Below are 23639 nucleotides of genomic sequence, written 5' to 3'. Positions count from 1 at the left end.
TACCTGCGCGGGGATGCGCATACGGATCGGGTCACGTGTACTGCAGGCGTACGACCGCGCCCGCCTCGTCGTCGCGTACGTCGACGTACGCGCACACCTGCCGCGCGAACCACAGCCCCTGCCCCACAGCCGGTTCGGCGGCGGGCGGCGGCACGAATCCGGCGAGCGGGTCGTCGACGCGGCGCGGCGAGCGCAGTTCGCAGACGCAGCCGGGCGCCTCGCCCCACAGCAGGACGTGGCCGACGGGGTCGAGCACGGCCGCCGCCTCGGACACGGCCGCGGCGAACAGCTCCGCGTCGGCGGCGGGCAGGCCCTGGCCGGTGGCCCAGGTGCGGACGGCGTGGGGTTCGGGCGCGGGCAGCGGGCGCGCGTCGCGCGGGGGCGGCGGCAGCGGTACGGCGTCCAGTTCGGCGGCGATGCGCAGCGGGTCCTCGTAGACGCCGGTGCCGGGGTGGGTGCGGCGAGCGGCGGCGATCACGGCGGGGCCCGCGGTGCGGGTGTCGTACGCGCACAGGGCGGTGGTCGCGAGCGGGGCGAAGAGGAGGTTGGCGAAGGCCTCGTAGCGGATCCACTCGCTGCTCTCGCGCGCGGAGCGTCCGGCACGGCCGGCCCAGTCGGGCTCCATCAGCAGGTGGACACGGCCCTGGTGGCCGGCGTGCGCGGCGAGATAACCGGCGCCCTGCGCCACAGCGTTGGCGGCCGAGCCGGAGTACCACTCGGTGTGCGGGACGAAGCCGACGCGCCGGGCGTCGCCGCCGAGGGCCTCGCGCAGCAGGTCGAGCTTGCCGGGGGCGGCGATGGCGACGGGCGGCGGCTCGTCGGGGGCCGCGAGGCCCTCGGCGAGGAAGGGCAGGGCGGCCGCGACGAACTCCTCGTCGGTGGCGAAGACGGCCATGCGGTGGTCGAAGGTGCCTTGGGCACGTGCTGATGAGGTGGGCATGGGGTTCCTGTCGGTCGGATCGGATCGGGCGGGGCGGGGTGGGGTGGGTGTGGGTCAGGTCGAGTGGAGTCGGCGGTGGGTCGGGCGGTGGTGCGGGTCGGGCGGTGGTGCGGTGATCAGCGCTGGGCGGTGACCCAGGCCGCGATCTGACTGCGGTTGCTGAAGCCGAGCTTGCTGAGGATGCGTTCGACGTGGCCCTCGGCGGTGCGGCGGGCGATCACCAGGCGATCGGCGATCTGCTGGTTGGCGAGGCCCTCGGCGACCAGTTCGGCGACCTGTGTCTCACGGCGGGTCAGCCGGACCCCGCGATGGGCGCGTTCGACGGCCGGTTCGCCGGGACCGCGCTGTTCGGGCCGCTCGTCCAGCGCGTGGCCGACGATGCCGGTGAGGCCGAGGGTCGCGCCGTGCGCGTACGCCCGGTCGTAGGCGGCGCCGCCGAGCGCCTCGCGGGCCCGGGTCTCGGTGCCGCGCCGGGTGCTGTCGAGGGCGGCGGAGCCCCAGCGGTCGCGGTCGACGTCGGCCCAGATCCGGTCGGCGCCGCCGAGCAGGACGGCCGCGCGCTCGGGGGCGCCGCTCCGGCCGACGATCTGGGCCAGCAGATCAAGGGTGAGGCCGATGCCGGTGACGTCGTTGACGGCGAGTTTCAGCCGCAGGGCCTCGCGGGCGTGCCGTTCGGCGCGGTGGCCGTCGTCGCGCACGGTGTGGGCCAGGGCGAGCATCCGGTGGACGTACGACAGCACCCACTCCTCGCCGTGCCGTTCGCACAGCGCGCGGGCCTCCTCGCAGACCGCGATGGCCTCGTCGGCCTCACCCAGGAAGCCGAGGGCGCAAGCGAGTTCGACGCGGTCGAGGCCGACGAGGCTGAGGTGCCGGCCGGGGACGCGTCCGCGGGCGACACCGGCCCGGAAGTGGGCGAGGGCGGCCCGCAGGTCGTCGCTGAACAGCAGGATGACGCCGATCACGTACTCGGCGTGCGCCGCCTCGGCCTCCACCCCGAGCCGCCGGGCCAGCGCCCGCGCCTCCTCGGCCCGTCGGCGGCCCCGGGTGAGGTCCTCCGGGCACCCCGCCAGCAGCCCGGCCACCCACAGGCCGCGGGCGCGCTCGGCCGTGGGTTCGGGGCTGGCGTCGAGGGCGCGGTCGAGCCAGTAACGGCCCTCTCGGGGGGCACCGCAGGCATGCCAGTAGAACCAGAGCGTGCCGGCGAGACGGAGGCTGGCCAGCGCGTCGGCGGGGGCAGGGGCGCCGGAATGCGCCCCGGTCGGCGACGCGTCGGGCTCGGGCAGGCCGAACGCCAGGGCCGCGCGCAGGTTGTCCTGGTCGGCGCGCAGGCGGGCCACGATCTCGCGCTGGCCGGGGCCGAACCAGGCCGCCTCGCAGGCGGCGGCCCGCTGCTGCATCCAGTCCCGCTGGCGGCGCCGGGCGGCGCGTTCCTCGTCGGGGTGCCGCCGGAGCCGGTCCAGGCCGTAGTGGCGCAGGGTGTCCAGGAGGCGGTAGCGCACGCCGTCGGGGCCGGGCTCGCGGCACAGCACGGATTTGTCGACCAGGCCGGCCACGGCCTGAAGGACGTCGTACGACCGGACCCGCTCACCGTCGGCGCAGACCGCCTCCGCCGTCTCCAGGTCGAAGCTCCCGGCCAGCACCGACAGCCGGGCCCACACGACCTGCTCCCTCTCGGTGCACAGGTCGTGACTCCAGTCGACGGCGGCGCGCAGCGTCCGGTACCGGGGCAGGACCGCGGGGCTGCCGGTGGACAGCAGGCGGTAGCGGTCGTCGAGGCGTTCCAGGAGCTGCTCGACGGAGAGCACGCGCAGGCGCACGGCCGCGAGTTCGATGGCGAGCGGCAGTCCGTCGAGGCGCCGGCACAGCCGGGCCACGGCGGACCGGTTGGCGGGCGTGAGGCGGAAGCCGGGGACGACGGCGGCGGCCCGGTCGGCGAACAGGGCGAGTGCCGGGCCGGGTTCGGCGGCGGACGCCTCGCCGTCCGGGTCGGGCACGGGCAGCGGCCGTACCTCCAGGAGGTGTTCCTCGGTGAGCCCGAGCCGGTGCCGGCTGGTGGCGAGCACCCGGACGCCGGTGGTGCCGTGCAGCAGTGCCGCCGCCAACTCGGTGCAGGCTTCCAGCAGATGCTCGCAGTTGTCGACGACGAGCAGCAGTCGGCGGTCCCGTACCTGCGTCACCAAAGCGTCGAGCGGGGGCTGTGCGGAGTGGTCGTACAGGCCGAGGGCGTCCGCGGCGGCGACCGGCACCAGCGCGGGGTCGTGCAGGCCGGAGAGGTGGACGAAGCGCACTCCGTCGGGGAAGGCGCGGGCGACGCGGGCCGCGATGCGTCCGGCGAGCCGGGTCTTGCCGACGCCGCCGGGTCCGGTGAGCGTGACCAGACGGGCCCGGGCCAACAGTTCGCGGCCTTCGGCCAGTTCTGCCCGCCGGTCGACGAAGCTGGTCGTCTCGACCGGCAGCCGGCTGTCCCGTCGTGGCGCTGATCCGCCCATGATCAGCCAGTCCTTGGAGGGTGGTCGGGGTCGTGTGCGCGAAATCCCACTCTTCCCGGACGCGTACATATATGCACGCGCCGCTCACACCGGCGGGTGGTATTTGCCGGGGACCCATTCCGGCGGGGGCGGCCCGCGTACACTGCGCGGCCCTCGTCCGGCTGCCGCGGCGGCCGTTTTCCGCCTGTCCCGGCTGCCAGTTGGCGGGCCCTCTTGACCTGGTCATGCCAGACACTCACGATGAGCGCCACACCCGCACCAGAACGTCGTACGTCGCACGGAAGAACCACCCCCACAGCTCCACTCCCCACTTCCGGAGACCCCGGAATTCCCGGAGAACCGAGGAGACTTCATGCGACTTCGCATCCGCGGCTCAGGCGTCCGCAGCGGCAGACGCACCGCCGCCCTCGCCGCCCTGCTGGCCCTCGCCCTCGCGGCCCCGGTCTCGACGACGGTCACCGACGCCACCGCCGACAGCGCGGGCAGGGCGGCGGCCTCGGCGGACGACGTCCGTCAGTACGAGATCCACACGCACTCGACCGTCGAGGACCGCACGGCCATCCAGCAATCGGGCGTGACCGTGGACGAGGCCGACGACCACACCGTCGTCGTCTCCGGCCGCGCGGACCAGATCAGGAAGCTGCGCTCGCTGGGCTACGAGATCACCCCGCTCGGCGCGGCCCCCGACCGCTCGGCCGGCGAGGACGACGTCCGGCTCTACGACTTCCCGTCCGCCGACTCCCGGTACCACAACTACGCGGAGATGACGAGCCAGATCAACTCGGTCGTCGCGGCGAACCCGGCCATCGCGAGCCAGCGGGTGATCGGGACGTCGTACCAGGGCCGGAACATCGTCGCCATCAAGATCAGCGACAACGTCGGCACGGACGAGGCCGAGCCCGAGGTGCTGTTCACCCACCACCAGCACGCCCGTGAGCATCTCACCGTCGAGATGGCGCTGTATCTGCTGCGGGAGCTGACGTCCGACTACGGCACGGACTCACGCGTGCGGAACATGGTGGACAACCGGGAGATCTGGATCGTCCCCGACCTCAACCCGGACGGCGGCGAGTACGACATCGCCACCGGCTCGTACCGGTCGTGGCGCAAGAACCGGCAGCCCAACTCCGGTTCCTCGTACGTCGGCACGGACCTCAACCGGAACTGGAACTACCGGTGGGGTTGCTGCGGCGGGTCCTCCGGCTCGCCGTCCTCCGACACCTACCGCGGCTCGGCGCCCGAGTCGGCGCCGGAGGTGAAGGTCGTCGCCGACTTCGTGCGCAGCCGCGTGGTGGGCGGGACGCAGCAGATCAAGGCCGGGATCGACTTCCACACCTACAGCGAGCTGGTGCTCTGGCCGTTCGGGTACACGTACTCCGACACGACGACCGGGATGACGGCGGACGACCGCAACGCCTTCGCCGCGGTGGGGCAGAAGATGGCCGCGAGCAACGGCTACACGCCCGAGCAGTCGAGCGACCTGTACATCACCGACGGGTCGATCGACGACTACCTGTGGGGCTCGCAGAAGATCTTCGGGTACACGTTCGAGATGTATCCGCGGTCGTCCTCCGGGGGTGGGTTCTACCCGCCCGACGAGGTGATCGAGCGGGAGACCTCACGCAACCGTGACGCGGTGCTGCAACTGCTGGAGAACGCGGACTGCATGTACCGGTCGATCGGCAAGGAAGCCCAGTACTGCGGCTGACCGGGCGGTCGCCCGGGCGGCTCAACCGGCGTCGGCCTCGGCGTCCGCCTCGAAGTAGGCGTCGAGGACCGCGTCCAGCCGCTCGTCCCACTCCTTGTGCTGGGACCTCGACTTGGCCTCGATCTCGATGGGGTACCAACGGCGGTCGGGCGTGTGCACGGTCACCGTGAACCGCTTGCCGAAGCGCGGGGACTCCGTCTCGATCGCGCCGATCTCGTCCCAGCGGAACTCGCAGCTCTCCTCGTCGAGGCTGAGGCGGACGCCCCTGGCGTCGGCGACAATGCGGGCCCGGCGGTCGGCGGCCTCGAACACGGGGCCGCCGACCGCCTCCTTGGGCTCCTCGGCCGCCGGCTCCTCGACCTCCTGCGGCTCCTCTGGCTCCTCGGCGGTGGCCTCTTCGGGCTCCACCGGTGCGGCGGAGGTCCGCCCGGTGACCTCGTCCTCGACCGGGGCCGCGTCCTCGGGCTCGGGCTCGGCGGCCTTCTCCGGGCCGGTGAGCCCGGGGATGTGGGCCGGGTTGAGCCCGGCGTCCAGGGGCTGACTGCTCGTACCTATGCGCTGCTCCACAGCGGGCAGTATGGCGGACATTGCTGTGCCGTGGGGCGCCGGGGGCGACAGAGGTCACCTGTCCCCGCCGCGCGCTCACCGACCCCCGGCGCGGACCGGCTCGATACGCCCGCGGGCCGCCGAGGCGAACCCCGACGGCCCGGCCCCTCACCCGAACAGGCTGAGCACGGCAGCCGCGACGAACCCGGCCACCCACAGCACCGACTCCAGCACCGTCCACGTCTTGAGCGTGTCCCGCTCGCTGATCCCGACGTACTTGGCGACGATCCAGAAGCCACCGTCGTTGACGTGCGAGGCGAAGATCGAGCCGGCGGAGACGGCCATGATGACCAGGGCCACGAACGCCTGCGAGTGGTCGCCCTCCGCGAGCAGCGGGGCCACGATGCCCGCCGTCGTCACGATCGCCACCGTCGCCGAACCCTGGGCGACCCGCGGACGGTGCCGAAGAGTTCGGTGACCGACAGGCCGGCCATCAGGCCGACGGCGATGGAGACGGCCGGCAGGGCGACGAACGGCTGGATCCGGGCCTTGATGATCAGGAAGAGCAGGAGCGCGATACCGAGCGCGGCGACCGTCAGCAGTCCCGCGGTGCCGTCGACGAGGAGGAGCAGACCGCCGGTGTGGGGCGGGGCCTCGGCCGCCGGGGCGGAGGCAGCGAGCGGGACGGATTTCGGGAGGGATGCAGCGGGCATCCGGTGGTCATCTGGGTCGGCACATGACGCTTTCGGGCATGGGGGATCGCGGCACGGCGCCCCGGGGAGGTGGGCACCGTGCCGTGACGGCGTACGGCGTGCGGGGATGGATGTTCCTCGAAGGGCGTCAGCCCAGGACGGCGAGGGCGTCGATCTCGATGAGGAGTCCGGCGGGCAGCCCGACGTAGACGGTGGTCCGGGCGGCCGGCGGCCGGGTGAGGCCCTGCTCCTCGAAGTAGGCGTTGTAGAGCTCGTTCATCTCGGCGAAGTGGTCCACGTCCGTGAGGTAGACGCGGATCATCATCACGTCGTCCCAGGAGGCGCCGCCCTCCTCCAGAACGGACTTGACGTTGGCGAGGGTCTGGAGGGTCTGCTCACGCAGGGTGGGACCGGCCGGCGTCGGGGGCTGCCCCTCGACCGCGGGCAGGAAGCCGACCTGGCCGGCGACCTGGAGGATGTTGCCCTTCCTCACGCCGTGGGAGAACCGCGCGGGCGGGGTGGTGTGGGTCGAGGGGGTCAGGGCGGTCTTCTCGGTCATGCCAGCTCTCTCGTCGGGGTCCTGCCGGAGTACTCGCCGCTGATGGCGTCCGCCGTGCGGCGGACCAGCGGGAGCAGGGTGAGGAGTTCGTCGCCGGTGACGACCACGTTGGGCGCGGACACCGACACCGCGGCGACGACCCGGCCGTCGGCGCCGCGGATGGGCGCGGCGACGCAGTTGATGGACTCCTCGTGGCCGCCGAGGTCGGTGGCCCAGCCCTGTTCGCGCACCCTGGCCAGCTCACGGAGGAAGGCCTCGGGGTTCGGCGTCGAACGGGACGTGTACATGGGGTAGTCGAGCTTGCCCGCGAGAGTGCGGCGCTCGTGCTCGGGGAGGTCGGCGAGCAGCAGCTTGGCAACGGCGGCGACCGTGATGGCGACCGGCTTGCCGATCCGTGAGTACATGCGGACCGGGTAGCGGCTCTCCACCTTGTCGATGTAGAGCACCTCGTTCTCCTCGTACACCGCGAGGTGCACGGTGTGCCCGCACTGCTCGTTCAGCCGTACGAGGTGGGGGTGGGCGATCTCGCGGACGTCGAGGTTCTCCATGGCCTCCTGCGCGAGCGCGAAGAGGCGGGCGCCGAGACGGTAGCGCTGGTCGGACTGGCGGTAGACGAAGCCGTGTTCGTGCAGGGTGCGCAGCAGGCGGAGCGCGGTGGACTTGTGCACGCCGAGGCGGTCGGCGACCTGCCCGAGGTCGGCGGGGCCCTCGGCGAGCAGCGGCAGGATGCTCAGCGCGCGGTCGACGGTCTGGCTCATGGCGTACGTACCTCCTCCGAGGCCCGATCAACGGCGTGCGTCCAGCCGGGGCCGAGTCGAAGTCTCCCCCACGCGCCGTCGTCCAGGGCGGCGAGCCGGTCGGCGTGGTCGCGGGGCGGAGGTGTGGCGAGGTCGCCGGGGACGGTGAGGGCGGCGGCGGCCCAGAGGTGTCCGTGCCGCAGCCGGTCCCGCACGGGCAGGCCCCGCAGGGTGGCGGAGAGGAATCCGGCGGCGAAGGCGTCACCGGCCCCGACCGCTGCCGCGACGGTGACGTGGGGGGCGGGGACGAAGGCGGGCGGCTTTTCGTCGGCGCCCGGCGTCCGTGCCGGCCGGGGGTCGGTCGCGCGACCCGGCTCCTGCGGGGTGCCGCCCGCGCCCACCCGTGCCGCTTCGGCGGCACCCGCGGCCGGACGGGACGGCCGGTCGACGTGCTCGTCCGCGCGCTCGAACACCGTCGCGCCCCGAGCGCCCTCTTTGACCACCAGCACGGGCGGCTCCGGCAGCAGCGCGCGGATCGCCTCCGGACCGCCGGTGACGCCCCAGGCCGCCCGTGCCTCGTCGGTGCCGACGAAGACGACGTCGGCGCGCCGGGCGAGGTCGAGCAGGACGCGCGGCCCCTCGGCGTCACGCCACAGGCCGGGACGGAAGTTGACGTCGAACGAGACGAGCGGCCGCTCGGGCCGGGGCGCGGTCAGCCACCACAAGAGGCCGGAGCACTCGTCGGAGAGCGCCGCCGTGATTCCGGACAGGTGCAGTACGCGTCCCGCGCGCACCGCCCGAAGGTCCACGTTCTCCACCGCCATGGCGGACGCCGCCGACCCCGCCCGGTAGTACGCCACCTCATGCGCGTCCGTCGCCCTGTCCCCGGCCGTGCGGAAGTACACGCCCGTCGGCCGCGCCGGATCCCGGGGGACGGCGGTCACGTCGACGCCGTACGCCCCGATCGCCTCGACCAGGTGGTCGCCGAAGCCGTCCTCGCCCACCCTGCTGACCCACCGCGTCGGGTGCCCGGCCGCCGCCAGCACGCACGCCACGTTGGACTCCGCGCCGCCGATGCCCCGGTCGAAGGAGGGCACGTCGGCGAGGCGGCCCGGCCGGGACGGCAGGAAGGCGACCATGGACTCGCCGAGCGCGACGACGTCCACGACGTCGGGTGCGGTGCTGGTGCCGGTGGCGGTCACGATGGTCAGGACTCCTCGGTCGGCATCGCGGGTCCCGGCTGCTTTCGTTGACCCCGCGTTGGCCGAGATGTTAGACAGCGGTAAGCGACATACGCAATGGACGTTGCGCTAAGCGCAACGCACCAGATCAGGGAGGCTTCATGGCCCTCGACCCCGGCTCCCCCGCCACTGACCAGCTCGCCGGCCTCGCCGAGGAACGCGTCGACCACCGCTTCAAGGGCCTCCCGCCCGACGCCGACGGCCTCACCGTCGCCGAACTCGCCGCCCAGCGCCGCAACCTCTTCACCGACGGCTTCACCACCCCGGTCCTCGCCCTCTCCGCCGAGCACCTGGAGCACAACCTCCGGCTCATGGCGGAGTACGCCACCCGCCACAGCCTCGCCTTCGCTCCGCACGGCAAGACCACCATGGCCCCGCAGCTCTTCCAGCGGCAGATCGAGCGGGGCGCGTGGGGCATCACGCTCGCGGTGCCGCACCAGGTGCGGGTGGCGCGGGCGTTCGGGATCCGGCGGATCTTCCTGGCCAACGAGCTGGTGGACGCGGCGGCCCTGCGCTGGATCGCCGGCGAGCTGGCCGCCGACCCCTCCTTCGCGTTCGTCTGCTACGTCGACTCCGTGCGCGGCGTCGAGCTGATGGACGCGGCGCTGCGCGGCACGGAGCGCCCCGTGGACGTCGTCGTGGAACTCGCCGCCGGCGAGGGCGCCCGCACCGGCGTGCGTACGGAGGCGGAGTGCGCGGCGGTCGCCGACGCGGTGGCCGCCGCACCGGCCCTGCGCCTGGCCGGCGTCGCGGGCTACGAGGGCGAGGTGCCTCGGGCGGACCCCGAGCGGGTGCGCGCGTGGCTGCGCCGGCTGGTGGCGCTGGCGGCGGACTTCGACAAGGCGGGCCGGTTCCAGGGCCGCGAGGAGATCGTGGTCAGCGCGGGCGGCAGCGCCTGGTTCGACGCGGTGGCGGACGTGTTCGCGGAGATCCCCGAGCTGAGCGCACCGGTGCTGAAGCTGCTGCGCTCCGGCGCGTACGTCTCGCACGACGACGGCCACTACCGGAAGCTGACGCCCTTCAACCGGGTGTCGCGGGAGGGCGCCCTGGAGCCCGCGTTCCGGCTGTGGGCGCAGGTGGTGTCGCGGCCGACGCCGGAGCAGGCCTTCGTCAACGCGGGCAAGCGGGACGCGGCGTACGACCTCGACCTGCCTCTCGCCCAGGTCGTGCGGCGGGGCGACGACGAGCGTCCGGCGACCGGCATCGAGGTCACCGCGCTGTCCGACCAGCACGCCTGGCTGCGCACCGGCCCGGAGGCGGACCTCCGCGTCGGGGACTGGCTCGGCATGGGGCTCTCCCACCCGTGCACGTCGTTCGACAAGTGGCAGTTCATCCCGGTGGCCGAGGCGGACGGCACGGTCGTCGACTACATCCGCACGTTCTTCTAGGAGGACCGGCATGGCAGACCTCGTCATCCGTGACGCGGACGTCGTCGACGGCACCGGCGCCCCCGCCTACCGCGCCGACGTCGTGGTCGACGACGGCCGGATCGTGTCGATCGTCAAGGAGGCCGCGGCGGCGGGCTGCCAGCGCCCCACCGCCACCAGGGAGCTGGACGCGGAGGGCCTGGTCCTCTCGCCCGGCTTCATCGACATGCACGCCCACAGCGACCTCGCCCTGCTGCGGGACCCCGACCACAGCGCGAAGGCCGCGCAGGGCGTGACCCTGGAGGTCATCGGCCAGGACGGGCTGTCCTACGCCCCCGTCGACGACCGCACGCTGGCCGAGGTCCGCCGTGCCATCACCGGCTGGAACGGCTACGGCGACGACATCGACTTCGACTGGCGTTCGGTGGGCGAGTACCTGGACCGGCTGGACGCGGGCGTCGCGGTCAACGCGGCCTACCTGGTCCCCCAGGGGACGGTCCGCGCGCTGGTCGTCGGCTGGGAGGACCGGCCGGCCACGCCGGACGAGCTGGAGCGGATGCGGCGGCTGGTGGCGCAGGGCCTGGAGCAGGGCGCGGTCGGGATGTCGTCGGGGCTCACCTACACGCCCGGCATGTACGCGAAGGACGCCGAGCTGACCGAGCTGTGCCGGGTGGTGGCGGAGTACGGCGGCTACTACTGCCCGCACCACCGCTCGTACGGGGCCGGGGCGCTCCAGGCGTACGAGGAGATGGTCGCCCTCACCCGGGAGGCCGGCTGCCCGCTGCACCTCGCGCACGCCACCATGAACTTCGGCGTCAACAAGGGCCGCGCGCCCGAGCTGCTGTCCCTGCTCGACGAGGCCCTCGCGGCCGGAGCGGACATCAGCCTGGACACGTACCCCTACACCCCCGGCTGCACGACGCTGGTGGCGCTGCTGCCGAGCTGGGCGGGCGAGGGCGGCCCGGAGCGGATCCTGCGGCGGCTGAGGGACGACGCCACCGCCGAGCGCATCCGCCACGACCTGGAGGTGGTGGGCGCGGACGGCTGTCACGGCGTACCGGTCGAGTGGGACACGATCGAGATCTCCGGCGTGACCGACCCCGCCCTCCAGGCGTACGTCGGCCGTACGGTGCAGGAGTCGGCGGCCCTGCGCGGCGAGGCGCCGTGGGTCACCGCCCGGCGGCTGCTGGTCGAGGACCGGCTCGGCCCGACGATCCTGCAGCACGTCGGTCACGAGGAGAACGTCCGGGCCATCATGCGGCACCGGGTGCACACGGGCGGCTCGGACGGCATCCTGCAGGGCGCCAAGCCGCACCCGCGCGCATACGGCACGTTCCCGCACTATCTCGGCCGGTACGTCCGGGAACTGGGGGTGCTGTCGCTGGAGGAGTGCGTGGCCCGGCTGACCGGGCGACCGGCGGCCCGGCTGCGGCTGCCGGACCGGGGCGTGATCCGCGAGGGGTACCGGGCCGACCTGGTGCTCTTCGACCCGGCCGCGGTCGCGGCGGGCTCCACCTTCGACCGGCCGCGCACGCTCCCGACGGGCATCCCGCACGTGCTGATCGACGGCCGCTTCGTGATCGAGGACGGGCGGCGCACGGACGTCCTGGCGGGGCGGGCGGTGCGCAGGTCCCCCACCCCGGCCTGAGTTCTCGCTCCCTGGCTACCTGGGCCGCTTGCTGGCGCCCCGGCCGTTGCCCGGGTTGTCGTCGTCGGTCGCCGGATCGTCGGCGGTCGGTGTCGCGCTGGGAGCCGTTGTCGTGGTCGGCGCGGTCGTGGGCTCCTCGCCGGGCGTTTTCGAGCCGGGCGACTCGGAGCCGCCGCCGCCAGCGGACGTGGTGGCGGACGGGGACACGGCGGCGCCGGCTCCGCCGCCCGGCGACGTGGGCGCGGCGGACGTGCCGTCGCCACCGCCCGCCTCCGCCCCCGACGGCGTCGCCGGGTCTGCGTCGTCCGACGTCGAGGTCGTCCTGTCCTGCTTGTCCTGCGTGCCGTCGCCGGAGGGCGAGCCGGAGAAGGAGAACCCGGCGATCAGCGCCGCCACGGACACCGCGCCCACCGCACCCGCGGTCACCGCCACCCGCCGCTGCCGCCAGAGGCTGGGCTTGCGACGGGAGCGGCGGGGCCCGGAGGGCGTCACCGGCGGCAGCTCGCTCGTCTCGTCGTAGGCGTTCTCCCAACCGTGTGCCGCCGCCGGGTCGGCGTACTCGTCGTAGGCCGGTATCTGCTCCGGCGGCGGCTGCGGCAGGTACACCATCGGCGCACTCTGAGGTTCACCCGTTCGGGCAGGCTCTGACATGGCCACGCATTCTAGAGACTCCCAGTATTTCAGGGACAGCGACAGTGCTCGCAAGCCCGAACCGGCGTCTCATGTGGCGGAAAGCACGAGCCGTGACCCGTTATGCGGTCGTAAGCTCCCAGACATGCAGGTGATCCAGTCGACGAAGCTCGCGAACGTCTGTTACGAGATCCGGGGCCCGGTTCTCGAAGAGGCGATGCGCCTGGAAGCGGCAGGTCACCGCATCCTGAAGCTGAACACCGGCAACCCGGCCGCCTTCGGCTTCGAGTGCCCGCCGGAGATCCTGGAGGACATCCTCCGCAACGTGTCGACGGCCCACGGCTACGGCGACGCCAAGGGCCTGCTGGCCGCGCGCCGGGCGGTCGTCATGCACAACCAGACCCTCGGCATCGAGACGGACGTCGAGCACGTCTTCATCGGCAACGGCGTCTCCGAGCTGATCACCATGGCGATGCAGGGCCTGCTGGACGACGGCGACGAGGTTCTCGTCCCGGCGCCGGACTACCCGCTGTGGACGGCCGCCGTGTCCCTGTCCGGCGGTACGGCCGTGCACTACCGCTGCGACGAGCAGTCCGACTGGATGCCGGACCTCGCCGACGTCGAGCGCAAGGTCACCGACCGCACCAAGGCGATCGTGATCATCAACCCGAACAACCCGACCGGCGCGGTCTACGACAAGGCGGTGCTCAAGGGCCTGACCGACATCGCCCGCCGCCACAACCTGTTGGTCTGCTCGGACGAGATCTACGACAGGATCCTGTACGACGGCGCGACGCACGTCCCGACGGCCTCGATCGCCCCCGATCTGCTCACCCTCACCTTCAACGGCATGTCGAAGGCGTACCGGGTGGCCGGCTACCGGGTCGGCTGGATGTCGATCTCCGGTCCGCGCGCGCACGCCGACTCCTACATCGAGGGCCTGACGATCCTGGCGAACATGCGCCTGTGCGCGAACATGCCGGGCCAGCACGGCGTGGTCGCCGCGCTGAGCGGACGCCAGTCGATCAACGACCTGGTGCTGCCGGGCGGCCGGCTGCGGGAGCAGATGGACGTGGCCTACGAGATGCTGACGCAGATCCCGGGCGTGACCTGCGTCCGCCCGAAGGGCGCCCTGTACCTCTTCCCCCGCCTGGACCCCAAGGTCTTCAAGATCAAGGACGACCGGCGGCTGGTCCTGGACCTGCTCCGGCGCGAGAAAATCATGGTCGTGCACGGCACGGGCTTCAACTGGACGGAGCCGGACCACTTCCGGGTCGTCACGCTGCCCACGGTCGCCGACCTGCGGGACGCCATCGGCCGGATCGGCTCGTTCCTGGACGGGTACGGCCAGCACTGACGCTCACCCTGCGTGGACACCGACCCCTTGTGTGCGAACGGCTCAACTTTAGACGAAATCCAAGGTAGGATGTTTTCTGCCGAGCACAGGAGGCCGTCCCATGTACGAACCGATCCGCGCCAAGTCGGTCCACACGATGGCCGGCACCGCGTCCGACTTCCCCCACCGGTCACGTGAGGAAGAGCTGGACATCCAGCTCGCCGGGCACCTCGCGGCACTGCTCGCCGTCACCGACGAGCTGAGCGCGCTGGCCCCGTCCGACGACCTGAACGCCGCCGCCGCACGACTCGCGGAGCAGGTGGCCCGGCTGCGGGGCGGCCGTACGCCGGCCCGCACCCCGGCGACCGCTACCGCCGAACCGCACCTCGCCGCGCTGCACCGGCGCGCCCACGCGCTGGCCGGGCGTGCGCTGGTCGTCGCCGCGTCCCGCGCGGACACGGCGGCGGCGATCCTCGCCGCCCAGCGGATGGACGCCCACGCCAAGGCTCTCGAGCCCCGCCGGCTCGCGTCCCCCTGAGTCCCCTCACGGGCTCCCCCTGACGGCCCCGGTCCGCGTGCACCCGCAGCGACGCGCGGACCGGGTGCCACAGCACTGCGTCGGCTTGATCCGACGCGCCTATGGGGCGTGGGACTTCTTGTCGGCTCGCGGCTGTCTGTTGTTCGTGGTTGATCGCGCAGTTCCCCGCGCCCCTCGCGGCGTTGCCGTGCCGGGACTGGTACGTCACCGGTCGTTCACCGTCGACACCGGGGAACGTCGGGTTCCGGGAGCACGCTCCCGGCGTGAGACGAATCACAGGGATTGTCCTCGCGGTACTGCTGATCGGCGGCGTGGTGGCGGCCGTCGTGGCGGGCCGGGACAACGGGGACCAAGGCATGGCAACGAAGACCGTGCGCGCGGTGGTCGGGTCGGAGAAGGCCGAGTTCTTCGCCGATCCCCAGGTGGTGGACGCCCTTGCCGCCAAGGGCTACACCGTGCGGGCGGAGCCGTCCGGGTCATGGGCCATGGAGGACCTCGACCTGAAGGGTTACGACTTCGCCTTCCCGTCCAGCAAGGCGCCCGCCGACGCGCTGGCCGAGAAGTACGGGGCGCAGCAGCCGCTGCCCCGCCCCTTCTACTCGCCCCTCGTGGTCGTGGCGCACCGCAACGCCGCCGAGGTGCTCGAGGCCAACGGGCTCGCCACGCTCGACGAGGCCCACCGCGGCACACTGAGGATGGGCGCCCATCTCGACGCCGCCCGGGACGACCGGACCTGGCAGCAGCTCAAGGGGGCCGATCGGTACGGCGAGTTGAGCGGGACGCTCTACATCGCCAGCACCGACCCCGTCACCTCCAACTCCGGCGCCCTGTACCTCGCCGCCGCCTCCTACGTCGACAACGACGGCAAGGTCGTCACGAACGACGCCGACGTGCGGCGCACCGCGCCGCTGCTGCGCAAGCTGGTCGCCGTGCAGGGCGCCCAGCAGTCCAGCTCGGACGGGGCCTTCCGGGACTTCGTCAGCGGAGCCGGCAACCCGCTCGTGCTCGTGTACGAGTCGCAGGTCGCCGCCCTGCTCGCGCAGGGCCAGGGCGTCGACGACCTCACCGTCCTGTACCCGGACACCACCGCCACCAGCGACCACACCGTCGTGCCGCTGACCGACGCGGGCCGCGAGCTCGGCCAGCTGCTCTCCACCGATCCCGTGGTGCGGGAGCTGGCCGTCCGGCACGGGTTCCGCCCGCAGGGCGCCACCGCCGAGTTCACCGAGGCCACCGCCGGCCACACCGACTACCTCATGCAGAAGCTGACCGTGCGTCAGGCGCCCGTGCCCACCTCCGAGGTGCTGCACGAGATGGCGCGCCGGGCGCGGGGATAGGGGAATCAGCCAGATGAGCGACTACGTCCTCGGCCACAGCGCCAGCCAGAACACCAGCGCCAGCCGCGACGACACCTTCACCCTCACCCCGCCCGAGCCCGTGTCCGCGGTCCCGCGCGACAAGGCCGGCGGGCTCGTCCCCGTCGACGAGAGCGTCCGCACGGACATGGCCCGCAAGGCCGCCGACCACGTCGCCGGCCTCGCCGCCCTCGACGCCCGCTCACCCGAGTTCGCCGGCAAGGTCGGTGAGATCACCGCGCTCGGCGCCGGCGAGATGCGCACCGCGGCCGCGCAGTCCAACCGCATGCTGGAGCGGACCGTGCGCAGCCTGCCCGGCAAGGGCGGTGACGCCCAGGCGCAGGTCGCCGGGTCGCTGGTGGAGCTGCGGCGCGTCGTCGAGGACCTCGACCCGCGCGACCCGCCCACCGCCAAGGGGCGCAAGTTCCTCTCCCGGCTGCCCGGCGGCAACAAGCTGCGCGACCACGTCGCCAAGTACGCCTCCGCGCAGGGCACGCTGAACAGGATCGTGGGCTCGCTGCGCGGCGGGCAGGACGAACTGCGCCGGGACAACGCCGCGTTGCAGACCGAGCGGGTCCGGCTGTGGGAGAGCATGGGCAAGCTGCAGGAGTACGTCGTCCTCACCGAGGCCCTGGACAGCGCCGTCGAAGAGCACATCGTCCGCGTCGCCGACCCCCAGCAGGCCGACACCCTGCGCGCCGACGTCCTGTTCCCCGTCCGGCAGAAGCACCAGGACCTGCTCACCCAGCTCGCGGTGTGCGCGCAGGGCTACCTCGCGATGGACGTCGTACGCCGCAACAACGAGGAGCTGATCAAGGGCGTCGACCGGGCCGCCACGACCACCGTCTCGGCGCTGCGCATCTCCGTGATGCTGGCCTCCGCCCTCGACAGCCAGAAGAAGGTCGTCGACCAGGTCAACGCCCTGCGCGGCACCACCGAGGACCTGATCCGCGGCAACGCGGAGATGCTCGCCACGCAGTCCGGCGAGATCCAGCGGATCGCCGCCGACCCGGCGGTCGGCGCGGAGACCCTGCGGACCGCCTTCCAGCAGATCTACCGCACGCTCGACGCCATCGACACCTACAAGGTGGAGGCCACCGAAGCGATGGCCGCGACCGTCGAGTCCCTGACGTCCGAACTGCACAGCGCCCGTGCCCACCTGGAGCGCAGCCGCTCGCAGGGCGCCCTGGAAGGGGGCCGGACATGAGACGCCGGATCGCTGCCCTCACCCTCGCCGCGCTCACCCTCCTCACCGCCTGCACCACCGGGCAGGACACCCCCGACGACGACCCCACCGCCTACGCGCCCGGCACGCTGCGCGTCCTCGCCTCCAGTGAGCTCAGCGACATGGCGCCCGTCCTGGAGCAGGTCCGCGAGGAGACCGGCATCACCGTCCGGCCCACTTACATGGGCACCCTGGACGCCGTCGACCTGCTGGCGCGGGGCGAGGCGGACCAGGCGTACGACGCGGTGTGGCTGGCCTCCAACGACTATCTGCGGCTGCGCCCGGAGGCGGCGAAGAAGGTGGTGTCGGAGACGCCGATCATGTCGAGCCCAGTCGCGATCGGCGTGAAGCCGGCCACCGTCCAGGCCCTCGGCTGGCGGCCGGAGGACGTCACCTGGTCCCAGGTCGAGCAGGCGGTCCGCGACGGCGGGCTGACGTACGGCATGACCGACCCGGCCCGCTCCAACTCCGGCTTCGCCACCCTGGTCTCCGTCGCCTCCGCCCTCTCCGGCGCCCAGTCCGCGCTCACCGACGCGGACGTGGAGAAGGCCACGCCGCGGCTGCGGGAGTTCTTCAAGGGGCAGAAGCTGACGTCCGGTTCGTCGGGCTGGCTGGCGAGCGCCTACACCCGGCGCGGCACCGTCGACGCGCTGCTCAACTACGAGTCGGTGCTCACGTCCGTGCCCGGTCTGACGGTGATCCGGCCCACCGACGGCGTGGTGAGCGCGGACTACCCGCTGTCCTCCCTGGCGTCCGCGAGCGCCGGCGCCCGCGAGGACGTCCGCCGGCTCACGGAGGCACTGCGCACCCCGGGCGTCCAGCAGGAGATCACCAACCGCACCCTGCGCCGCCCGGTCGTACCGTCGGTGTCACCGGCCCGGGACCTCGAGACCAGCCGGCGGCGCGAACTGCCCTTCCCGGGCAGCCGTTCCGTCGCCGACGGCCTGCTCGACTCCTACGAGAACGAACTGCGCCGCCCGTCGCGCACGGTGTACGTCCTGGACACCTCCGGCTCCATGCAGGGCGACCGGCTGGAGCGGCTGAAGGCGGCCCTCGCCGGGCTGACCGGGGACTTCCGGGACCGCGAGGAGGTGACGCTGATGCCGTTCGGGTCGGCCGTGAAGAGCGTGCGCACCCATGTCGTCGACCCGGCGGACCCGAAGACCGGCCTCGACGGGATCCGCCGCGACACCCAGGCGCTCCGGGCCGAGGGCGACACGGCGATCTACACCTCGCTGGAGAAGGCGTACGCGCACCTGGGCGCCGACGACGACACGTTCACGTCGATCGTGCTGATGACCGACGGGGAGAACACCGCCGGCGCGAGCGCCCAGGACTTCGAGGCGTTCCACGGCTCGCTCACCGGCGGGCAGGGCGACATCCCCGTCTTCCCGATCCTCTTCGGCGACTCCGACCGCTCCGAGCTGGAGCACATCGCCGACCTGACCGGCGGCCGCCTGTTCGACGCCCAGCAGGGCTCCCTGGACGGCGCCTTCGAGGAGATCCGTGGCTACCAGTAAGGCTCTGACGTACCTGGAGTCCCGCAAGAACCTCACCGGCTGTGCCTGCGGCATCCTGGGCCTGGTGCTCACCTTCACGGGCGTGGCGGGGCCGTACTGGCCGGTGGTCGTCGCGGGCCTGTACGGCGCGGGCGCGCTGATCGCGCCGCCGGAGCGGCCCGCGCCGCCCCGCTTCCCGTCGCCGAGCGAGCAGCTCGACGAGGTGCGCGGCGACCTGGCAACGCTGCGCGGCTATCTCGGCGAGGCCGAGCTGCCGCACTTCGCCGGCGAGTGGCTGGAGCGGCTGACCGAGCTGCTGACGGCGCTGCTGGACCCGGAGCGGGGTGCCCCGCTGCTCGCACAGGACCCGGAGGGCGTGCACGTGCTGTCCCGGGCGGTGCGGCAGGACATGCCCGAGAGCGTCGACAGCTACGTCCGGACCCGCTGGTGGACCCGGCTGACCCCCGGGCAGGAGTCGCCGGAGGTCCAGCTGGAGCGGCAGCTGTCCCTGCTGCACGAGGAGCTGACACGGGTGGCGGCGGGCCTCGGGGAGATCGAGGTCCGCCGCCAGGAGTCCCACACCCGGTACCTGCAGGACCGGGGCGAAACCCGTCAGGGCCCGCCGGTCAGGGGCAACTGACGCGGGCGCCGCCCGAGGGTCGGTGCTGCAGGTCCGCGACGCCGAACAGCCCCGCACGCCGTTGTGCGGGGCTGTTCGGTGACGGGTCACCGCGGCCGGCCGTGACGATGTAGCTGGTCAGGGCACAGTCGGTTCCGGCCGGCCGCGGAGTCTCGGTGGGGCTCAGCCCAGGCGGCGCACCAGGGCGTGGTACTCGTCCCACAGTTCCTTGGGCGTGTGGTCACCGAAGGTGTTGAGGTGGTCGGGAACGAGCGCGGCCTCCTCGCGCCACACCTCCTTGTCCACGGTGAGCAGGAAGTCCAGGTCCGCGTCGGCCATGTCCAGGCCGTCGGTGTCCAGGGCCTCCTTGGTCGGCAGGACGCCGATCGGCGTCTCGACGCCCTCGGCCCGGCCCTCAAGGCGCTCCACGATCCACTTCAGGACGCGGCTGTTCTCGCCGAACCCTGGCCAGACGAACCGGCCCTCGTCGTTCTTGCGGAACCAGTTGACGTAGTAGATCTTCGGCAGCTTCTCCGGGTCCTTGCCCTTGGCGACGTCGACCCAGTGCCCCATGTAGTCGCCCATGTTGTAGCCGCAGAACGGCAGCATGGCGAACGGGTCGCGGCGCAGCTCGCCGACCTTGCCCTCGGCGGCGGCGGTCTTCTCGCTGGCCACGTTGGCGCCGAGGAAGACGCCGTGGTTCCAGTCGAAGGACTCCGTCACCAGCGGCACCGCGGTGGCGCGCCGCCCGCCGAAGAGGATCGCGGAGATCGGCACGCCCCTGGGGTCCTCCCACTCGGGCGCGATGATCGGGCACTGCGCGGCCGGGACGGTGAACCGGGCGTTGGGGTGCGCGGCCGGGGTGCCCGACGCGGGCGTCCAGTCGTTGCCCTTCCAGTCGGTGAGGTGGGCCGGGGTCTCCTCCGTCATGCCCTCCCACCAGACGTCGTTGTCGTCGGTGAGCGCGACGTTGGTGAAGACGGAGTTGCCCCACAGCGTCTTCATCGCGTTGGCGTTGGTGTGCTCGCCCGTGCCGGGCGCGACGCCGAAGAAGCCGGCCTCCGGGTTGATGGCGTACAGGCGACCGTCCTCACCGAAGCGCATCCAGGCGATGTCGTCGCCGATCGTCTCGACCGTCCAGCCGGAGATGGTGGGCTCCAGCATCGCGAGGTTGGTCTTGCCGCAGGCGGACGGGAAGGCGGCGGCGACGTACTTCGGCTCGCCCTGCGGCGGGGTGAGCTTCAGGACCAGCATGTGCTCGGCCAGCCAGCCCTCGTCGCGGGCCATCACGGAGGCGATGCGCAGCGCGTAGCACTTCTTGCCCAGCAGGGCGTTGCCGCCGTACCCGGAGCCGTAGGACCAGATCTCGCGGGTCTCGGGGAAGTGGGAGATGTACTTGGTGCTGTTGCACGGCCACGGCACGTCCTGCTGCCCCTCCTCCAGCGGCGCTCCGAGCGTGTGCACGGCACGCACGAAGAAGCCGTCGGAGCCGAGCTCGTCCAGGACGGGCCGTCCCATGCGGGTCATGGTGCGCATGGACACGGCCACGTAGGCGGAGTCGGTGATCTCGACGCCGATCGCGGAGAGGTCGGAGCCGAGAGGGCCCATGCAGAACGGGACGACGTACATCGTCCGGCCCTTCATCGAGCCGCGGAAGACGCCCTTCTCCCCGGCGAAGATCTCCCGCATCTCGGCGGGATCCTTCCAGTGGTTGGTCGGGCCGGCGTCCTCCTCCTTCTCGGAGCAGATGAAGGTCCGGTCCTCGACGCGGGCGACGTCCGTCGGGTCGGACGCCGCGTAGTAGGAGTTGGGGCGCTTGATCGGGTCGAGTTTCCGGAAGGTTCCCTTCTGGACGAGCTCTTCGCACAGTCGCTCGTACTCGGCCTCGGATCCGTCACACCAGACCACGCTGTCCGGCTGGGTCAGTTCGGCGATCTCGTTCACCCACGAGATCAGTTCCTGGTGGTTGGTCGGGATGACGGGGGGAGCCGCGATGTCGCGCGCCACGATCGCTCCTAAATGAGGGATTTTTTTGTCTGTCTGCCCCGTGGGGGCTGCGACCCGGATGCTTCGCTTACTCCCTTTGGCGCTCATCCGGTGCCGACCGCACTCATTTGATCATCCGAGGTGACTGCGCATTTGTCCAGAGGGCCGCCCACCTGAGCGGCGTGAGGAAGGCCACCACCTCTGTGTTCCCGTTTGTTTCTTTACGTGCACGTTGGGTTTGGATGACCGTCTCTTGGGGGCTTGCGTGCGACGTCCCGGCTACCGTGAGACGATGGCCACTCCTGACGGATACTGATTCGTAACTTACGGTCCCGTAGGTACGATGCCGCGCATGACTGCGTCCGCCCCCGACGCGCCCTCGGAGTCGCCGGTCGCCGACCGGATCCCGAGCGCGCTCTCCCTGCCGCATCCGATCAAGCCCAAGCTCCGCGGCTGGCTGCACCTCGGCATGTTCCCGGCGGTGCTGGTCGCGGGCCTGACGCTCACCGCCCTCGCGGACTCGGCCCGCGGGCGCGTGGCCTGCGGGGTCTACGCCCTCACGGCCTGCCTGCTGTTCGGCGTGAGCGCGCTGTACCACCGGGGCACCTGGAGCCCGCGCATGGACGGCGTCCTGCGCCGCCTGGACCACTCCAACATCTTCCTGATCATCGCCGGCACCTACACGCCGCTGACCCTGCTGCTGCTGCCGGGCAGCAAGGGCCGCTGGCTGCTGTGGGGCATCTGGGCCGCGGCCCTGGCGGGCATCCTGTTCCGCGTCTTCTGGGTCGGCGCCCCGCGCTGGCTGTACACGCCCTGCTACATCGCGATGGGCTGGGCGGCGGTGTTCTTCCTGCCCGACTTCATGCGCACCGGCGGCATCGCCGTACTGGTGCTGGTGGTCGTCGGCGGGTTGCTCTACAGCGCGGGCGGCGTCATCTACGGCATCAAGCGGCCGAACCCGTCACCGCGCTGGTTCGGCTTCCACGAGGTGTTCCACTCCTTCACGCTGGCGGCGTTCGTGGTGCACTACGTGGGGATCTCGATGGTGGCGTACCAGCACGCGTGATCACAGCTCCCGGAAAGGGCCACGGCTTGCGAGCCGTGGCCCTTCCGCATGCGCACATGGCCTCGTCCGTGGCCGATGCACGACAATGACGACCATGACGGCGGCACGTTCCACCGCTCCCGCCGACCGCCCCCGGCCGGGGCTTCGGGAGCGGAAGAAGATCAGGACGCGGGAGGCGATCCGCTCGGCGACGTACGACCTGATCGAGGAGCAGGGGTACGACGCCACGACGATCGAGCAGATCGCCGACCGCGCCGAGGTGTCGCCGTCGACCGTCTTCCGCTACTTCCCCACCAAGGAGGACATCGTCCTCACGGACGAGTGCGCCCCGCCGCTGCTCGAGGAGTTCCGGGCCCGACCGGCGGACGAGCCCTGGCCGGAGTCGCTGCGGCAGATCATGCACAAGGCCGTCGGCCTCGGCGTCGGAGAGGCACTCGAAGTGACCCGGCTGCGGTGCCGGCTGATGGCGGACGTCCCGGCGGTGCGGTCCCGGATGATGGAGAGCATGTCGGAGGCCGGGCAGTCGCTGGCCGAGGCCATCGGCGAGCGCACCGGCCGGGACCCGCAGGGCCTGGAGGTGCGGGTCCTCACGATGTCCCTGATCGGCGGGCTGATGGAGGTGCCCCAGTACTGGGCGCGCACCGACTTCCGGGAGGACCTCGCGGACCTCGTCGACCGGGCCCTGACCGTCTACGAGCACGGCCTGTCATCCTGATCCCGTGAATCGACCCGAGATCCACGTCCAGTTCGCCACCGACCTGCACCTGTTCGTCCCGCACGGCCGGCGGCGCGGCGCCACCGCGCTCGGCACGGACGGCGTCTCGACGCTCGGCCACGTCGTCGAGTCGCTCGGCGTCCCGCTCACCGAGGTCGGCGCGCTCGTCGTGGACGGCCGCGAGGTGCCGCCGGGCCACGTCCCGAAGGACGGCGAGACCGTCACCGTCCACGCGGTCCGGCGCCCGCAACGCGTCCCCGGCGCCCCGCTGCGCTTCCTCCTCGACGTCCACCTCGGCACCCTCGCCCGCCGACTGCGGCTGCTCGGCGTGGACACGGCCTACGAGTCCCTGGACATCGGCGACCCCGCGCTGGCGGCCCGCTCGGCCGCCGAGCGGCGCGTCATGCTCAGCCGCGACCGGGGGCTGCTTCGCCGCCGCGAACTGTGGGCCGGCGCGTACGTCTACAGCACCCGCCCCGACGACCAACTCCGCGACGTCCTCGACCGGTTCTCCCCCGACCTGCGCCCCTGGACCCGGTGCACCGCCTGCAACGGCCTGCTGAGGGAGGCCACCAAGGAGGAGGTGGCGGAGCAGCTGAAGGGCGGGACACAGCGGTCGTACGACGTCTTCGCACAGTGCCGCGAGTGCCGGCGGGCGTACTGGAAGGGCGCGCACCACGACCAGCTGGAGGCGATCGTGGAACAGGCGCTGAGCATGCGGACGCAGGCCGACTGAGTACGTC

General features: G+C 72.4%; 21 protein-coding genes and 1 pseudogene. 12 read left to right on the top strand and 10 right to left on the bottom strand.

The features are described 5' to 3' along the window. Window positions 1-31 precede the first annotated feature (31 nt). Both IPT68_RS23055 and IPT68_RS23050 read right to left on the bottom strand, forming a co-directional pair. On the bottom strand, window positions 32-940 hold the full coding sequence (locus IPT68_RS23055; RefSeq protein WP_189696275.1) for an MEDS domain-containing protein: 909 nt from the start codon (window positions 938-940) through the stop codon (window positions 32-34). A gap of 116 nt (window positions 941-1056) precedes the next feature. After that, complete coding sequence (locus IPT68_RS23050) at window positions 1057-3429, bottom strand: ATP-binding protein (RefSeq protein WP_189696274.1); 2373 nt, start codon at window positions 3427-3429, stop codon at window positions 1057-1059. Between the two features lie 352 nt (window positions 3430-3781). On the opposite strand from IPT68_RS23050, the gene IPT68_RS23045 reads away from it, so the two are divergent. Next, the gene (locus tag IPT68_RS23045) at window positions 3782-5137 is read left to right on the top strand and encodes a M14 family metallopeptidase (RefSeq protein WP_189696273.1); all 1356 of its coding nucleotides are present in this window, start codon (window positions 3782-3784) and stop codon (window positions 5135-5137) included. 21 nt (window positions 5138-5158) lie between these two features. Here IPT68_RS23045 and IPT68_RS23040 read toward each other — a convergent pair whose 3' ends face one another. From IPT68_RS23040 to IPT68_RS23020, 6 genes and pseudogenes are all read right to left on the bottom strand, one after another. Beyond that, on the bottom strand, window positions 5159-5725 hold the full coding sequence (locus tag IPT68_RS23040) for a hypothetical protein (RefSeq protein WP_228039820.1): 567 nt from the start codon (window positions 5723-5725) through the stop codon (window positions 5159-5161). A 126-nt stretch (window positions 5726-5851) separates the two neighbouring features. Next, window positions 5852-6136: pseudogene (locus tag IPT68_RS35060) on the bottom strand (GntT/GntP/DsdX family permease); the annotation flags it as partial. After that, window positions 6100-6396 (bottom strand): GntT/GntP/DsdX family permease, encoded by a 297-nt coding sequence (locus IPT68_RS35055; RefSeq protein WP_373300495.1) that lies wholly within the window; start codon window positions 6394-6396, stop codon window positions 6100-6102. The gene IPT68_RS35055 and the pseudogene IPT68_RS35060, both read right to left, overlap by 37 nt. A 127-nt stretch (window positions 6397-6523) precedes the next feature. Then, a complete protein-coding gene (locus IPT68_RS23030; RefSeq protein ID WP_189696272.1) occupies window positions 6524-6934 on the bottom strand; it encodes a RidA family protein in 411 nt (136 codons plus the stop codon). Beyond that, complete coding sequence (locus IPT68_RS23025; RefSeq protein ID WP_189696271.1) at window positions 6931-7692, bottom strand: IclR family transcriptional regulator; 762 nt, start codon at window positions 7690-7692, stop codon at window positions 6931-6933. Before IPT68_RS23025 ends, IPT68_RS23030 begins: the two co-directional genes overlap by 4 nt. Then, window positions 7689-8873 (bottom strand): sugar kinase, encoded by a 1185-nt coding sequence (locus IPT68_RS23020; RefSeq protein ID WP_189696270.1) that lies wholly within the window; start codon window positions 8871-8873, stop codon window positions 7689-7691. Before IPT68_RS23020 ends, IPT68_RS23025 begins: the two co-directional genes overlap by 4 nt. A 140-nt stretch (window positions 8874-9013) precedes the next feature. Between IPT68_RS23020 and IPT68_RS23015 the strand changes: the two genes are divergently transcribed. Then, complete coding sequence (locus tag IPT68_RS23015; RefSeq protein ID WP_189696269.1) at window positions 9014-10300, top strand: amino acid deaminase; 1287 nt, start codon at window positions 9014-9016, stop codon at window positions 10298-10300. A 10-nt stretch (window positions 10301-10310) separates the two neighbouring features. After that, window positions 10311-11927 (top strand): N-acyl-D-amino-acid deacylase family protein, encoded by a 1617-nt coding sequence (locus IPT68_RS23010; RefSeq protein ID WP_189696268.1) that lies wholly within the window; start codon window positions 10311-10313, stop codon window positions 11925-11927. Between the two features lie 15 nt (window positions 11928-11942). Here IPT68_RS23010 and IPT68_RS23005 read toward each other — a convergent pair whose 3' ends face one another. Beyond that, window positions 11943-12536 carry a hypothetical protein gene (locus IPT68_RS23005; RefSeq protein WP_228039818.1) on the bottom strand — a complete coding sequence of 198 codons (594 nt, stop codon included), beginning with the start codon at window positions 12534-12536 and terminating at the stop codon, window positions 11943-11945. A gap of 166 nt (window positions 12537-12702) precedes the next feature. Between IPT68_RS23005 and IPT68_RS23000 the strand changes: the two genes are divergently transcribed. The 6 genes from IPT68_RS23000 (at window position 12703) to IPT68_RS22975 (ending at window position 19150) form a co-directional block, all read left to right on the top strand. Then, window positions 12703-13914 (top strand): pyridoxal phosphate-dependent aminotransferase, encoded by a 1212-nt coding sequence (locus tag IPT68_RS23000; RefSeq protein WP_189696266.1) that lies wholly within the window; start codon window positions 12703-12705, stop codon window positions 13912-13914. Between the two features lie 100 nt (window positions 13915-14014). Next, window positions 14015-14431, top strand: a complete 417-nt coding sequence (locus tag IPT68_RS22995; protein WP_189696265.1) for an SCO4983 family protein — start codon at window positions 14015-14017, stop codon at window positions 14429-14431. Window positions 14432-14694: 263 nt separating this feature from the next. Continuing rightward, complete coding sequence (locus IPT68_RS22990; protein WP_189696264.1) at window positions 14695-15768, top strand: substrate-binding domain-containing protein; 1074 nt, start codon at window positions 14695-14697, stop codon at window positions 15766-15768. 13 nt (window positions 15769-15781) lie between these two features. Then, the gene (locus IPT68_RS22985; protein ID WP_189696263.1) at window positions 15782-16993 is read left to right on the top strand and encodes a toxic anion resistance protein; all 1212 of its coding nucleotides are present in this window, start codon (window positions 15782-15784) and stop codon (window positions 16991-16993) included. After that, on the top strand, window positions 16990-18531 hold the full coding sequence (locus IPT68_RS22980; RefSeq protein WP_189696262.1) for a substrate-binding and vWA domain-containing protein: 1542 nt from the start codon (window positions 16990-16992) through the stop codon (window positions 18529-18531). The genes IPT68_RS22985 and IPT68_RS22980 overlap by 4 nt, the downstream gene beginning before the upstream one ends. Beyond that, window positions 18518-19150, top strand: coding sequence for a hypothetical protein (locus tag IPT68_RS22975; protein ID WP_189696261.1), 633 nt, complete (start codon window positions 18518-18520; stop codon window positions 19148-19150). The genes IPT68_RS22980 and IPT68_RS22975 overlap by 14 nt, the downstream gene beginning before the upstream one ends. Window positions 19151-19312: 162 nt before the next feature. Here IPT68_RS22975 and IPT68_RS22970 read toward each other — a convergent pair whose 3' ends face one another. Next, window positions 19313-21136, bottom strand: a complete 1824-nt coding sequence (locus IPT68_RS22970; protein ID WP_189696260.1) for a phosphoenolpyruvate carboxykinase (GTP) — start codon at window positions 21134-21136, stop codon at window positions 19313-19315. A 331-nt stretch (window positions 21137-21467) separates the two neighbouring features. On the opposite strand from IPT68_RS22970, the gene trhA reads away from it, so the two are divergent. From trhA to IPT68_RS22955, 3 genes are all read left to right on the top strand, one after another. Continuing rightward, window positions 21468-22181, top strand: a complete 714-nt coding sequence (gene trhA / locus IPT68_RS22965) for a PAQR family membrane homeostasis protein TrhA (RefSeq protein ID WP_189696259.1) — start codon at window positions 21468-21470, stop codon at window positions 22179-22181. A gap of 94 nt (window positions 22182-22275) precedes the next feature. Next, window positions 22276-22896, top strand: coding sequence for a TetR/AcrR family transcriptional regulator (locus tag IPT68_RS22960; protein ID WP_444545027.1), 621 nt, complete (start codon window positions 22276-22278; stop codon window positions 22894-22896). A 4-nt stretch (window positions 22897-22900) separates the two neighbouring features. Further along, window positions 22901-23632: a Mut7-C RNAse domain-containing protein gene (locus tag IPT68_RS22955; RefSeq protein WP_189696257.1), complete on the top strand. Its 732-nt coding sequence runs from the start codon at window positions 22901-22903 to the stop codon at window positions 23630-23632. Window positions 23633-23639 lie beyond the last annotated feature (7 nt).

The organism is Streptomyces chromofuscus (assembly GCF_015160875.1).
GTDB classification, from domain to species: domain Bacteria; phylum Actinomycetota; class Actinomycetes; order Streptomycetales; family Streptomycetaceae; genus Streptomyces; species Streptomyces chromofuscus.
This window is presented reverse-complemented; position numbering and strand designations above follow the sequence as displayed.

Excerpts from the sequence above, each read along its gene's own strand:
- IPT68_RS23055 (WP_189696275.1), bottom strand. The coding sequence starts at position 940 with ATGCCCACCTCATCAGCACGTGCCCAAGGCACCTTCGACCACCGCATG.
- IPT68_RS23050 (WP_189696274.1), bottom strand. The coding sequence starts at position 3,429 with ATGGGCGGATCAGCGCCACGACGGGACAGCCGGCTGCCGGTCGAGACG.
- IPT68_RS23045 (WP_189696273.1), top strand. The coding sequence starts at position 3,782 with ATGCGACTTCGCATCCGCGGCTCAGGCGTCCGCAGCGGCAGACGCACC.
- IPT68_RS23040 (WP_228039820.1), bottom strand. The coding sequence starts at position 5,725 with ATGTCCGCCATACTGCCCGCTGTGGAGCAGCGCATAGGTACGAGCAGT.
- IPT68_RS35055 (WP_373300495.1), bottom strand. The coding sequence starts at position 6,396 with ATGCCCGCTGCATCCCTCCCGAAATCCGTCCCGCTCGCTGCCTCCGCC.
- IPT68_RS23030 (WP_189696272.1), bottom strand. The coding sequence starts at position 6,934 with ATGACCGAGAAGACCGCCCTGACCCCCTCGACCCACACCACCCCGCCC.
- IPT68_RS23025 (WP_189696271.1), bottom strand. The coding sequence starts at position 7,692 with ATGAGCCAGACCGTCGACCGCGCGCTGAGCATCCTGCCGCTGCTCGCC.
- IPT68_RS23015 (WP_189696269.1), top strand. The coding sequence starts at position 9,014 with ATGGCCCTCGACCCCGGCTCCCCCGCCACTGACCAGCTCGCCGGCCTC.
- IPT68_RS23010 (WP_189696268.1), top strand. The coding sequence starts at position 10,311 with ATGGCAGACCTCGTCATCCGTGACGCGGACGTCGTCGACGGCACCGGC.
- IPT68_RS23005 (WP_228039818.1), bottom strand. The coding sequence starts at position 12,536 with ATGGTGTACCTGCCGCAGCCGCCGCCGGAGCAGATACCGGCCTACGAC.
- IPT68_RS23000 (WP_189696266.1), top strand. The coding sequence starts at position 12,703 with ATGCAGGTGATCCAGTCGACGAAGCTCGCGAACGTCTGTTACGAGATC.
- IPT68_RS22995 (WP_189696265.1), top strand. The coding sequence starts at position 14,015 with ATGTACGAACCGATCCGCGCCAAGTCGGTCCACACGATGGCCGGCACC.
- IPT68_RS22985 (WP_189696263.1), top strand. The coding sequence starts at position 15,782 with ATGAGCGACTACGTCCTCGGCCACAGCGCCAGCCAGAACACCAGCGCC.
- IPT68_RS22980 (WP_189696262.1), top strand. The coding sequence starts at position 16,990 with ATGAGACGCCGGATCGCTGCCCTCACCCTCGCCGCGCTCACCCTCCTC.
- trhA (WP_189696259.1), top strand. The coding sequence starts at position 21,468 with ATGACTGCGTCCGCCCCCGACGCGCCCTCGGAGTCGCCGGTCGCCGAC.
- IPT68_RS22960 (WP_444545027.1), top strand. The coding sequence starts at position 22,276 with ATGACGGCGGCACGTTCCACCGCTCCCGCCGACCGCCCCCGGCCGGGG.